Below are 12,458 nucleotides of genomic sequence, written 5' to 3'. Positions count from 1 at the left end.
GGGCACGGCACCGGAGGGCGGGGCGGATGGACGAGCAAGAAGACATGCGGCTGGCGGGAATGACGCCGGAGATCTCCCGCCGCACCCTCACCCTGCTGCGCGGACTCGCGGGCCTGGAGCCACCCGAGCAGGTCCCCGAGGAGGCCATGCTCGTCGCCGACGCGGTACTGGCCGAGCACGGCACCGACGGGTTGCGGGTGCTGGTGATGACGCTGGCGGCCTGGGCGACGGCCCAGGTCGAGAACGTCGCCGAGCTGAGCGGACGCAGCCACGAAGCGGTCCTGGACGCGATGGAGCTGGCCTGCATGGAGGCGAACGCCGAGGACACTCCCTAGGCCGTCTCTTTCGGATCTTGCCGGGCGGCGCAAGGGCTCGGAGCCCGCTACCCGCATCGGACCCGGAAGAAACCGTCTCCGATCGGGCCGCGATCCGCCGGGTGTCGGCGACACTGGGAGAGCAGGAGCGTCGTGGGGGGTCGTGATCGGAGGCCGTCGTGAGCACACCTTCCCCCATCCGGATCGCCGCCGTCCTGTCCACCGAGCACCGTGGACGGCTGATGTCCCAGGCCCGTGAGGTGAATTTCCCCGAGGGCGCGGGCATCTTCGACGAGGGCACGAGGGCGGATTCCTTCTGGATCGTGCGTTCCGGCACGGTGACCCTGGAGATCCCCGTGGCCGGCCGACGGCCCGCGCCGGTGGAGAGCCTCGGCCCGGGCGAGCTGGTGGGCTGGTCGTGGCTGTTCCCGCCGTACGTGTGGCAGCTGAGCGCGGAGGCGATGACACCGGTGCGGGCGTACGAGTTCGACGCCGCCACCGTCCGGATGCTGATGGACGCCGATCCCACCTTCGGGTCCGCCGTCGGGCACTGGGTCGGCCGCGTCCTCGCGATGCGCCTCCAGCAGACCCGCACCCGTCTGCTGGACCTCTACGCGCCCCGCCTGAGCGCCACGGGCTAGGCCGGCCTAGTCCCGTATGCCGGCCGACTCGACCGCCCGGCGCCGCAGGCACACCGCGGCCGGGGCGACCGCGGACAGCGCCGCCAGGGCCGCGCAGGCGGCGGACGTCGCCCCGAGCACGTCCCAGGGGATCTCCAGGGCGCTCCTGACGTCCAGGAGCGCCAGCGCCGCCCGGACACCGGCCAGGTTCAGGGCGGCGACGAGGGTTCCGGCGACCGCGCCGACGAGGACGACCAGCAGGGACTCCCCCGCCACCAGCCGCAGGACCTGCCACCGGGTGGCGCCCGCGAGGCGCAGCATCGCGAGTTCGCGGGTCCGGTCGGAGGTGGCCATGACGAGGGTGTTGGCGAGCGCGATACCGGTGTAGAGCAGGGCGATGCCGAGAACCAGCAGGAAGCCCGTCCGGGTGGTGCGTCTGGTCCCGGAGTGGTTGTCGGCCAGCCAGCGGCCCGTGGTGAGGATCCGGCCCCCGGCCTGCCGGGTGGCTTCGGCCAGCGCGGTGCGGACCGCCGCGGCGTCCGCGCCCGGGGCCAGGCGTACGTCGATCCGGTCCACGGTCGCTCCGGGGGCGTTGGCCGGGGTGACGTACGCACCGTTGTTGCCCGTGCCGACGCTCATCACGGCGGCGATCCGCAGGGTCCTGCGGGTACCGTCGCCGAGCCACACCTCGACGGCGGATCCGACGGTGTGCCGCTCCCATTCCTCGGTGACGATGACGGAGTCGTCGTCGAGGTCGGTGACCCGGCCCGCCGTGATGGGCAGTTCGGTGGTCAGGGCCAGCGCCCGGGGGTCGGCGGCGCGGGCCTCGGAGCGGATCAGCGCCACGCCTTCCTCCCGGCGGTGGACGGCGGTCGCGGCGGTGGCGGAGACGACCGTCCCGGGTACGGCCCGTACCCGTTCGACGGCGGCCCCGTCGAACCCGCCCGCACCCCCGGTGATCACGTAGTCGGCGGTGGTCCGCTGTCTGGTCTCGGCGGCCCCGGCCCCGTTCAGCGTGGCGGTGGTGCCCAGCAGGGATCCGGCCAGGGCCACGGTGACCAGGACGGGGGCCGCAACGGCCGCCGTACGGCGCACGCCCACCGCCGCGTTCTCCCGGATCAGCATGCCGCCGGCGCCCGGCAGCCGGGCCGGGAGCCACGCGATCAGCCGCACCAACGGCCCCACCAGCACCGGCGCCAGCAGCGCGAAGGCGACGATGAAGAGCATCGGGCGGCTGATGTACGTCTTGCGGTGGAGCAGGTCCGACGGGTCGGTGAGCAGGGCGTGGGCGAGGGTGCCGAGGCCGGCCAGCAGCAGCCCGGCACCGAGGATCCAGCGGCCCGGGGTCATCACGCGGGTGGGGACGGCGGCTTCGCGCAGCGCCTCGGCGGGGCCGACCCGGCCCGCCCGCCAGGAGGCGGCGACGACTCCCGCGAGGGCGACCAGGAGGCCGGTCCAGAAGGCCGCGTGGTACGGCCAGGTGGCGTCGCCGATGGCGAACCAACGAGGTGCGAGGCTCTCGTTCACCAGATGGGAGGCCAACACGGGTGCCCCGTACGCCCCGAGCAGGCAGCCCGCGGCGGAGGCCACCACGCCGAGCAGCAACGCCTCGGCGAACACCGTGCGGCGCACCTGCCCCGGAGTGGCACCGGCCGTGCGCAGCAGGGCGAACTCCTTGCGGCGCCGTTCGACGGCGAAGGCGAAGGTGGAGGCGACGACGAACACCGAGACGAAGCCGGTGATGCCGCCCGCGGTGCCGAGCAGGGCGTTGGCGGCGAGCAGGGCTTCGTCGTCCCGTTCGGGATCGGGGTCCGCGTGGCGGCGGTCCCGGCCGGTGAGGACCGTACGTCCGCCTCCCGGCCCGGGTCCGCCCGTACGGCTTCCCGTACCGCGGCCGGGTCGGCGGCGACCACGAGTTGCTGGACGGCGGGCGAGAGCCGGGCCGCGCGGGCGTCGGTCCAGAAGACGGCGTCCTCGAAGCCCAGGTCGGTGACGGTGCCGACCACGGTGACCGGCCCGCGGTCGGTGTCGATCCGGGCGCCGGGCCCGGCCCAGCCGGTGGTGACGACCTCGTCGTCGGACTGCGGGGCGCGGCCCGCTGCGAGAACGTAGGGGGCGAAGGCTGCCACCGACCACGGGTGGCCGACCAGTTGCTCCGGTCCGGCCCCGGTGCGGACGGGGAAGGAGCGGTCCTCGGTGACCGGGCCGAGGCCGGCCAGCCGCCGGACGATCTCGGGGCCGACGGGCCTCGGGTGGGCGAGCTTGCGGGTGCGCTCCCCGGCCGAACCGGGGACGCGCAGGACGTCGTTGCCCTTGACCACGACCGGGGCCCGGGCGAATCGCTCGGGGAGACGCTCCGGGCCGTCCAGGGTGGCGGCGAGCCCGAGGCACATGGCGGCGATCAGGCCGACGCCGAGGGCCAGGGCGACGAAGCTGCCGACGAAGGCCGCCCAGCGGGTGCGCACGGTGCACAGGGCGATGCTCAGCACGGCGCGCCCTCCAGCGTCGTCATGCGGGCGGCGATCTCCTGGGCGTGCGCGCCCCGGAGTTCGCCGTGCGGGCGGCCGTCGGCGAGGAAGACGACGCGGTCCGCGTAGGCGGCGGCCACCGGGTCGTGGGTGACCATGACCACCGTCCGGCCTTCGGCGTCGACCATGGAGCGGAGCAGGGTGAGCACCTCGCGGCCGGTCTGCGAGTCCAGTGCGCCGGTGGGTTCGTCGCCGAAGAGCACCTCGGGGCGGGTGATCAGGGCGCGGGCCAGGGCCACGCGCTGCTGCTGGCCGCCGGACAGCTGCGCGGGCCGGTGCCGGGCGCGGTCGCCGAGACCCACCCGGGCCAGGGCCTCGCGGACCTCGGCCCCGGCGGGGCGGCGGCCGGCCAGCCGCAGCGGCAGGGCGACGTTCTGCTCGGCGGTCAGGGCGGGCAGCAGGTTGAAGGCCTGGAAGACGAAACCGATGCGCTCCCGGCGCAGCAGGGTCAGCCGGGTCTCGCCGAGGCCGCCGAGTTCGGTGCCGCCCACGCTCACGCTGCCGGACGTCGGCCGGTCGAGCCCTGCCGCGCACTGCAGCAGGGTGGACTTGCCGGAGCCGGAAGGTCCCATGACCGCGCTGAAGGTGCCCTGCGGGAAGGCGAGGGAGACCCGGTCGAGGGCGGTGACCGCCCGGTCTCCCGAGCCGAAGACGCGGGTGACGTCCCTGAGTTGGATCGCGTCGTTTTCCATGGCCCCAGCCAACCGGTGCGGGCGGCGCGGCGCAGCGGGCCCAGACCGTGTCCCGGGGGTAGGGCCTGCCCTACCCCCGGAGAAGTTCCGGAGCCCGATCCGGAGCCCGATCCGGCAGATCACGGCAGGACGCGGCAGGTTTCGGGGAGGTCTCCCGGGCGGTGTTCGGCCGATTCGGCGGTCCGCTCCCCCACAGGTCAGCTCGCTCGTACGGCTGCGGTCTGCACTCATTCGTACACGATCCGTGACGAAAAATGGGGGTGCGAACGGGCGTTCGCCGCTCGGGTCGGCAAGACTCTGTCCGCTATCCGAAACACCGACTCAAGGGAGTGTTCGAAATGCGGTCCATCGCAAAGGGTCTCGGGCTCGGTTCCGCCGCCATGGCGCTCACCGCGCTCACCGCACTGGCCTGGCCGGGTACGGCCGGAGCCGCGCCGACCGGTACGGCGAGCCTGTACGCGCCGTCCGCGCTGGTGCTCAGTGTGACGGCCGGACCCGATGCCGACACGGGCGCGGTGCTGCGCGCGGTGACGCTCGTCTGCTCGCCGACGCCCGGCGGGACGCACCCCAGCCCGGCCGCCGCGTGCGGCGAGTTACGCGCGAACGGCTCGCAGCTCGACCCGCTCGCCGCACCGGCCGCCGACGCCGTGTGTACCAGGGAATGGAACCCGATGACGGTGACGGCCGTCGGCGTGTGGCAGGGTCGCCGGCTCCACTACACCTACACCTTCGCCAACCCGTGCGGCCTGCGGAACACCACCGGCGCGCTGTTCGGCTTCTGACCCCGCGTGATGCGGTGGGCCGGGCGGCGCCGTGCGACCGCCGTCCGGCCCACCGGGCCGTCAGCCCAGTTCGAGGCTGGTCACCCCGAACAGCTCGGTCAGGGCGAGGTCCGGGGTCGGGCCGGTGTACATCCGGGCGGTCTCGAAGGCCGGCGCCAGGCCGAGGCCCTCGAACAGCGACGCGGCCGCCGGGTTGGCGTCCGGTACGTCCACGGACACCGTCCCGTCGGGTGCGTGCCGGGCGAGCCGCCGCAACAGGGCCGTCGCCACCGCCGGGGTGGCCGCGTACAGGGGACCGATCCGATGGGCGGCGCTGGACGGGCGGATCACGCCGAGGCCCTCGATACGTCCGTCCCGGACGGCGGCCAGGGCCGTCCGGCCGGGCAGCCCGGTCCAGGCGGACAGGAACGCGTCCCTCGGGGCGGGAAAGAAGCGCCGGTCGTAGGCTGCGAGCAGGCCGAAGGGGAGCGTGCCCGCGTCGACGATCTCGACCCCCGCGTCCCCGTCCTCCGCTTCCCCGCCCTGCGGCGCACCCTCGTAGCGGAAGTTGTTCCAGGCGGAACGGAAGCCGGACTTACGGTAGTTGTCCTGCTGGTCGACGACTCCGTCCAGGCCCACCAGCCGCCCGTCGAGCCGTTCCATCCCGGCGTGCCACAGGCGGATTCCGTAGCCCCGGCCACGGAAGGCCGGCCGTGCGATGTAGAAGCCGATGAAGCCGAAGCCGGCGCCGTACCGCACGGCGGAGATGCAGGCCACCGGTTCGCCGTCCAGCCGTCCGAACAGGAACCCCGCCGGGTCGGCGACCGCGAAGGCGTACCGGTCGGAGTCCCCCGGGTTCCAGCCCTCCTCGTCCGCCCAGTCACGCATCAGCACCATGTCGGCGGCGCTCGCCCCGGTGATCTCGAATCCCGTCATGCCGGTGTTGTACCAGACGGGGACGGTGTGCGCAGGAGTGCCTGATCAGCCGTCAGGATGCTGACGAACGCGGCATGCTCCGCCTCCCGATGAAGGTCGCTGACCTGCCCGTCCCCCACTTCGACGACGCGCCAGACCCCGTCCGTGCGCAGGGCGAGGTCGGTGGTCACGAAGGGGCAGCCCAGCGCCTCGACGGCCGCCCGGACCGGTTCGAGGTCCGGCGCGGGGACCTCGGCGATCGGGCTGTCGGGGTGGGCGGTGACCATCCGGGGCGTTCCGTCCCGCCACCACACCCGCACCTCGGCGGCTGCATCCTGCGGCGCGACGAAGTGCTCGAAGGCCCGCAGCACCACCCCGCCCGTCAGGAACTCGCCCTGCAGTTCCACGAAGCGGGCGACGACGCGGTGCAGCGCGGCCGGGTCGGCGAGGTCGGGCACGTAACAGGCCTCGTCCCACTCGTGCTTGCGGGACTTCACGTAGTCCTTGACGACGGCCGCCCCCGGCGGCAGGCCCGCCGCGAGGGCCTCCAGACCCTCCCGGTCCGGTGCCACCCCGTGCCCCGTCGGCAGCCAGCCGCTGACCGGGGTGAGGCCCGCGAAGGTCTCGTACCAGCCGGGGAGTTCGTGCGCCCGGCGGTAGGCCTCCGGGGTGACGGCGAGCTCGCCGCCGCGGCCGCGCAGGGCCGCGTCCAGTTCGGCGTACCGTCCTGCGGGGATCATCCACCCCCGGTACCAGACGGCTCCGGCGCCCTCGGGCACGCGCGCCACCGCCCGCTCGGCCTCCCCGGCGAGCAGCGCGTCGTGGTCGATGAGCAGGGCTGTGCCCCCGGAGGCGCGCAACTGCCGGGCCTCCGCCGCGAAATGGGCGTCGGCCCGGCGCTCGTGCAACGGGTCGGAGCAGTAGAGGACGGTGGTGGTCGCGGTTGTCGTAGCCATGCGCCCACCCTATGAACGGCCCCGTGGATCACCGTACGGATTTCAGCCCGCGCAGATCACGTCGTCGAGCCGGATGGGGGTGGAGTCGAGACGGACGTACGCGGTGAAGGTGTCCGTGTCCCCCGAACCCCAGTGGGTGGTCACGGTGGCCCACCCCACCGAGGCGGTCTTCGCGACGGTGACGGGACCGATACTGATGTCCCGTGGCTCGTCGTGGGCGCAGAGCAGGACGTCGACCTCCTCATTGACCAGCTGTCTCTCCTTGAGGATCTGCGATACGCGGGTCTCCCGGTCCTGCGCGGACGGACCGTGCTCACCGTAGAAACCGACCAGGAAATCGCCGATCTGGGCGGCGGTGTGTCCCCTCCCGGCGACCGCGGCGGGCGCGGCGGATGCCATGAGGGCGAAGGCGGGGACGGACGGCATGACCGGCAGCGCAAGCAGGGTCAGCAGCAGGGCACCGAGACGGTACGGCTTGAGCATCATGTCCGGTCTTGTACCCGCCGGGCCGGTGGATCGGGAGTGCGTGGCCCGGATCTCACTCCTGCGGGGGGCGGGATTCACCGCAGAAACGACCCTCCGGCCGGTGCGCGGAAATGGGCTCGCGGGCGGCCCGCACCCGTACGTAGGGTCGCCGCATGGGGAAGCCACTTGTCGCAGTGTTCAGCGGGGCCGGGATGTCCACCGACTCCGGGATTCCGGACTACCGGGGGCCCCAGGGCCTGTGGCGGCGGGATCCCGACGCCGAGAAGCTCGTGACGTACTCGTACTACATGGCCGATCCGGAGATCCGGCGCCGCTCCTGGCTGATGCGTGCGGAGATCGGCGCGCTCGGAGCACGGCCGAACGCCGCGCACCTGGCCGTGGCGGAGCTGGAGCGGGGCGGCACCCCGGTGCGGGTGATCACCCAGAACGTGGACGGCCTCCACCAGCTCGCCGGAATGCCCGACCGCAAGGTGTTCGAGCTGCACGGCAGTGCCCGCTCGGTGGTGTGCACGGCCTGCCATGCCCGGTCGGGCATGGACGAGGCGCTGTCCCGGGTGGCCGCCGGTGAGCCGGATCCCGCCTGCCTGACCTGCGGCGGGATCCTCAAGTCGGCAACGGTGATGTTCGGCCAGCGGCTCGACCCCGAGGTGATGGGGCAGGCGATCGCGGTGGCCAAGGGGTGTCAGGTCTTCATCGCCGTCGGGTCGACCCTGCAGGTGCAGCCCGCCGCGTCGCTCGCCGGGATGGCCGCGGATGCCGGGGCCCGGCTGATCATCGTGAACGCGGAGGAGACCCCGTACGACCCGCTGGCCGACGAGGTCGTCCGCGAGCCGATCGGTACCGCCCTGCCGGCCCTGCTGGCCAGGATCGCCGCGCCCTGACCCACGTCGGTCCCGCGCCCGCGACAGCCCCTACCCCGCGTCGGCCGCCCGGCGCATCTCCGCCACGTCCAGCTTCTTCATCTGCATCATGGCGGCGGTGGCCCGGGAGGCCCGCCCCGGGTCCGGGTCGGCGATCAGGTCGATGGCGCCGGCCGGGATGACCTGCCAGGAGACGCCGAACTTGTCCTTGACCCAGCCGCAGACGCCCTCCTCGCCGCCGTCCGCGGTCAGCGCGGACCAGTAGTAGTCCGCCTCGGCCTCGTCGGCGCAGTGGATCTGGAAGGAGATCGCCTCGCTGAAGGTGAACTGCGGACCGCCGTTGAGGCCGATGAACTTCTGGCCGTTGATCTCGAACTCCACGACCATGACCGAGTCGGCCTCGCCGGGTCCGGCCTCGGTGTAGCGGCCGATCCGGCCGAGCCTGCCGTCCTTGAAGACGGACAGGTAGTAGTCGGCGGCCGCTTCCGCATTGCCGTCGAACCACAGACACGTGGTGAATCCGTTGCCGTTGCCGCTCATATCTGCCTCCGGGCCGGGGTGGTGGACGGTGGACACCGTCCCTCACATACAGACCGGCCCCGGACCCGAAATTCATCGGTGGTCCGGGGCCGGTCCGTCATTGCGCCCGAAATTCGCCCGTACGGCTTACTTCGCGGGCTCCGCACCCATCGCGAGCATCCGCTCGACGACACGCTCGGCGGCGTTGCCCTTGTCCAGGTCGCAGAACTCGGCGCGGAACGCCGCCCGGGCCTCGGCGTACTCCGCCCCGACCGCGTCCGCGTTGCGCACGGCCTCGATCAGGCTCGCCGAGTCCGCCAGCAGCGGTCCGGGGGCCTTCGCCTCCAGGTCGAAGTTGAAGCCGCGCAGCGTGCCGCGGTAGTGCTCCAGGTCGTACGTGAAGAGCAGGATCGGCCGGTCGGTGTGCGCGAAGTCGAACATCGCGGAGGAGTAGTCCGAGATCAGCACGTCGGCGACCAGCAGCAGGTCGGCCGTGTCGGGCCAGCGGGACACGTCGACGACGAATCCGTCGCGGACGGCGTCGCGGACCTGCTCCGTCACGTGGCGGTGGCTGCGGATGAGCAGGACGTGGTCCTCGCCCAGCTCACGGCGGGCCTCCTCCAGGTCGATCCGCAGGTCGAGCTTGTAGCCGCCCGTGAAGGCCTCGTTGTTCTCGCGCCACGTGGGCATGTAGAGGACGACCTTCTTGCCCTCGGGCAGGCCGAGCCGGCGCCGGACCTCCGCGATCCGCTGCGCGTCGGGCCGCACCAGCGCGTCCGTGCGCGGGCTGCCCGCCTCGATGACCTCGCCGTCGTAGCCGAGGGCGCGCTTGAGGACGGGGGTGGCGTAGGAGCTCGGGGAGGCGAGCAGGGTCCACTGGGCGCTGTCGTGCTCCAGCCCCTCCAGGATGTCCGGGCTCGTGTAGTAGTCGTGCATGAAGTCGTGGCCGATCTGCTTGATCGGCGTGCCGTGCCACGTCTGTACGACGACCTGGCCGGAGCGGCGCTCGAAACGCCGCGGCACGTTGTCGTTGGTCACGAAGTAACGGGCGCGGGCCATCACCTCCCACGACTCCACGCTGTTGTACTGGACCGCGCGGGCGGTCTTCGGGACCTCGGTCTGGCCGTCGCGGACCAGCCAGATGTGCTCCAGCTTCTCGCCGCGGCGCACCAGTTCCTCGTGGATGGCGCGCGGCGAGTCGCCGGAGCTCTGCCCGTGGAAGGTGTCGTAGACGACGATGTCCTTGACCGGCAGCGCGCGCTGCGCCGGGTAGGTCTCGAACCGGGCGACGCGCTGCGCGTAGTTGGCGCGGTCGTGCGGGCTGATCAGCGGGTCGGCGACCAGCACCGTGCGGTCGTGGAAGCGGGTCTCGACCCGCATCCGGCGGCCCTGGACGGTGAAGGGGTGCGGACCGGTGAAGAGGAGCCCGGGGCTCATCTGCACGGGGGCGCCGCGGTCGACGCCGAGCAGTCCGGCGGTGGTTCCGCCCTCGGCGACGGGACGCATCGTGGGCCACCAGCGACCCTCGGGGAGGGTGGTGCGGCCGGCGTACGCCTCGGGGAGCACGGGCCGGAAGGCGGCTTCGAAGGTGTCCCCGGAGCGGGTCACCGGGTAGCTGTACTCCACGCCCTGGGCGTTGTGCACGACGAGCTCGTACGGCTCGTCGGTCGGCGCGACGAAGCGGCCGCGCAGGGTGAGGGTGCCGTCCTCGGCCGAGACCTCGTCGACCAGCGGCGGGGAGGGCTGCACGGAGAGGGTGAGGTGTCCGGTGTTGCCGCGCTTGGCGAACAGGGAGCGGCCCGCGACCTCGCCGGGCAGGGGCAGGACCAGACCGTCGAACCCGCCGCGCTCGTCGTGGACCAGGCGGTGCTCGGTGCCGTCGGGGCCGACGACGGAGAGGCTCCAGGGCTCGGGGGTCCACGCGCCGGGCTCGCACGGGGCGTCCGCCACGGCGGCCAGCTCGGCCAGCGGTACCCGGGCGGTGAAGGCGGTGCGGCCGGCGCCGGACGCGGCGCTGTCCAGCGGGAAGGTGAGGACGGTGCCGGTGGTGACGTGGGCGGCCCGCAGGGTGGTGGCGCCGACGGCCTCGGCGGAGAGTTCACCGATGATCTCGACGGCGTCGTCACCGGCGGCCTTGACGTCCAGGGCGCGGGCGCGGGTGATCTCGACCTGGATGGTGAGAGCGCCGGCGACGGACGGGACGATCCGGACGTCGGGGGCCACCCAGTGCGGCGGCGGGCTCTGACCGGTGTCGTGCTCCCCGCCCCGGAGGCGGGCGCGGTGCAGACCGCCGGCCCCGGTGACGGCGACGGACGTGGTCCATATGCCCTGGTTCCACTTACCGCCCGACTGGAAGATCGAGGGGTCGACCGTGGCGGTGAAGCCGGCCCAGTCCGCGTGGCGCAGAGCGAGGTGCGGGGCGTTCACCGTGGCCATCGGGGAGGCGACGGTGCGGGCGCTGACGACGGAGCGGCGGCGCTTGCCCCCCTCGCGGAAGACCAGCATCTTGCGGGAGCCGAGACGGCTCTCCGCGCCGAGGTGGCCGGGGAGGGCGTAGCCGCGCAGCAGCAGCTTGCCGTCGACCCAGCTCGCCTGCTCCAGGCGGCTGACGACGCGGCGCTCGCGCGGGCCGAGGGTGAGGATCTTGGCCGGCACCGGCGGGCGGCCGTGCAGGAAGGGGTAGTCGGCCTGCGGGCGGGCGAGGCCCTTGACCGGCACGCTGTAGTGGTAGTCGCGCTGGTGGTCCTGGAGCGCGATGAAGTCCTCGACGCGGCCTTCGCCGGCCAGGTACGCCTTGAGCCGGTCGGCGACGGTCAGGTCGGACCAGGGGCCGGTGCCGATCTCGCGGACGAGACCGCCGACCTCCTTGACGAACGCGGCACGGAAGTCGGGGCCGCCCTCGCCGACGTACTTGTAGATGAGCGGGAGTTCCTCGCTCAGCACGTTGTAGTCGTAGTCCCGCAGGTAACGGACGTACTTGGCGCCCTGCTTGGCCTTGAGGGACTCACGGACCAGGCGCACGGACTTCACGCGGTCGATGAGGGAGATCGGGTCGGTGGAGCGCTGGGTGATGGAGCGCTCGCCGGTCTCGCGGACGCGCCAGTGGTAGACGCAGTCGCTGATGATGTCGACGCTGGAGGCGAAGTAGTGCGCGGGGATGCTGACCGGGGCGTCCTCGTAGAGGATGCCCTCCGGGTACTGGAAGCCGTGCTTGTCCCAGAAGCTGCGCCGGTAGACCTTGTTCCACGCGGTGCGGTCGGTGACCAGCGCCGGGAACTTGGAGATGTGGGTCTTCAGCTGGGTCCGGGCGAAGGCGGCCCGGTGGCCCCAGGACTGCTGCATGCCGACGGAGCGGAACCGCTTGACGTTGCCGCCCGCGAAGTCCGAGCCCGTCTCGTCGAGCGCCTCGATGAGACGCTGGTAGGCGTAGTCGGGCATCGTGTCGTCACTGTCGACGAAGGCCAGGTACTCGGCGTCCTTGTCGGCGTGACGCGCACCCACGTTACGGGCGGCACCGAGGCCCGCGTTGTCCTGCATCACGACGCGGAAGCGCTTGTCCCGGGCGGCGAATGCCTTGGCTATGACGGCACTGGTGTCCGTGGACCCGTCGTCCACGAGGATGACCTCGAAGTCGTCGAAGGTCTGGGATGCGATCGATTCCAGGCACTCGTCGAGGTAGAGCTCGACGTTGTAGACGGGGACGACGATACTCAGGCGCGGGGGCATGGGTGGCGGTTTCTCCAGCGTTTTATGCTTTGTCGATGATCAGCTGCTCACAGCATCTTACTCTGTAACAGAGTCATAAAC

The 12,458-nt window shown here is 72.6% G+C and carries 10 protein-coding genes and 1 pseudogene; 4 read left to right on the top strand and 7 right to left on the bottom strand.

The features are described from left to right. Positions 1-26: 26 nt before the first annotated feature. Both OG373_RS35385 and OG373_RS35380 read left to right on the top strand, forming a co-directional pair. Complete coding sequence (locus OG373_RS35385) at positions 27-335, top strand: hypothetical protein (protein ID WP_405442693.1); 309 nt, start codon at positions 27-29, stop codon at positions 333-335. Positions 336-493: 158 nt separating this feature from the next. Next, positions 494-955 (top strand): Crp/Fnr family transcriptional regulator, encoded by a 462-nt coding sequence (locus tag OG373_RS35380; RefSeq protein ID WP_405442691.1) that lies wholly within the window; start codon positions 494-496, stop codon positions 953-955. Positions 956-961: 6 nt separating this feature from the next. On the opposite strand, the pseudogene OG373_RS35375 reads toward OG373_RS35380, so the two are convergent. Both OG373_RS35375 and OG373_RS35370 read right to left on the bottom strand, forming a co-directional pair. Beyond that, a pseudogene (locus tag OG373_RS35375) lies at positions 962-3,423 on the bottom strand (FtsX-like permease family protein). After that, the gene (locus OG373_RS35370) at positions 3,417-4,154 is read right to left on the bottom strand and encodes an ABC transporter ATP-binding protein (protein WP_405442690.1); all 738 of its coding nucleotides are present in this window, start codon (positions 4,152-4,154) and stop codon (positions 3,417-3,419) included. Before OG373_RS35370 ends, OG373_RS35375 begins: the two are co-directional and overlap by 7 nt. Positions 4,155-4,492: 338 nt before the next feature. Between OG373_RS35370 and OG373_RS35365 the strand changes: the two genes are divergently transcribed. Further along, a complete protein-coding gene (locus tag OG373_RS35365) occupies positions 4,493-4,936 on the top strand; it encodes an SSI family serine proteinase inhibitor (RefSeq protein ID WP_397735405.1) in 444 nt (147 codons plus the stop codon). 60 nt (positions 4,937-4,996) lie between these two features. Here the strand turns inward: OG373_RS35365 and OG373_RS35360 are convergent, their stop codons facing one another. From OG373_RS35360 to OG373_RS35350, 3 genes are read right to left on the bottom strand one after another with little or no spacing between them, the layout of a single operon-like run. Then, positions 4,997-5,851, bottom strand: coding sequence for a GNAT family N-acetyltransferase (locus OG373_RS35360; protein WP_405442688.1), 855 nt, complete (start codon positions 5,849-5,851; stop codon positions 4,997-4,999). Then, positions 5,848-6,786: an ATP-grasp domain-containing protein gene (locus tag OG373_RS35355; protein WP_405442687.1), complete on the bottom strand. Its 939-nt coding sequence runs from the start codon at positions 6,784-6,786 to the stop codon at positions 5,848-5,850. Before OG373_RS35355 ends, OG373_RS35360 begins: the two co-directional genes overlap by 4 nt. 42 nt (positions 6,787-6,828) lie before the next feature. After that, complete coding sequence (locus OG373_RS35350) at positions 6,829-7,272, bottom strand: hypothetical protein (RefSeq protein ID WP_405442685.1); 444 nt, start codon at positions 7,270-7,272, stop codon at positions 6,829-6,831. A 152-nt stretch (positions 7,273-7,424) separates the two neighbouring features. On the opposite strand from OG373_RS35350, the gene OG373_RS35345 reads away from it, so the two are divergent. Then, positions 7,425-8,153 carry an SIR2 family NAD-dependent protein deacylase gene (locus OG373_RS35345; RefSeq protein WP_405442683.1) on the top strand — a complete coding sequence of 243 codons (729 nt, stop codon included), beginning with the start codon at positions 7,425-7,427 and terminating at the stop codon, positions 8,151-8,153. Positions 8,154-8,183: 30 nt separating this feature from the next. Here OG373_RS35345 and OG373_RS35340 read toward each other — a convergent pair whose 3' ends face one another. Together OG373_RS35340 and OG373_RS35335 are read right to left on the bottom strand one after the other, a co-directional pair. After that, complete coding sequence (locus tag OG373_RS35340; protein WP_405442682.1) at positions 8,184-8,672, bottom strand: VOC family protein; 489 nt, start codon at positions 8,670-8,672, stop codon at positions 8,184-8,186. A gap of 126 nt (positions 8,673-8,798) precedes the next feature. Continuing rightward, positions 8,799-12,377, bottom strand: a complete 3,579-nt coding sequence (locus OG373_RS35335; protein WP_405442680.1) for a CDP-glycerol glycerophosphotransferase family protein — start codon at positions 12,375-12,377, stop codon at positions 8,799-8,801. Positions 12,378-12,458 lie beyond the last annotated feature (81 nt).

The sequence above is a fragment of the Streptomyces avidinii genome (genome assembly GCF_045161815.1).
GTDB lineage: Bacteria > Actinomycetota > Actinomycetes > Streptomycetales > Streptomycetaceae > Streptomyces > Streptomyces avidinii.
Note: the sequence above shows the minus strand (reverse complement) of the source record. Positions and strands in the feature narration are given on the sequence as shown.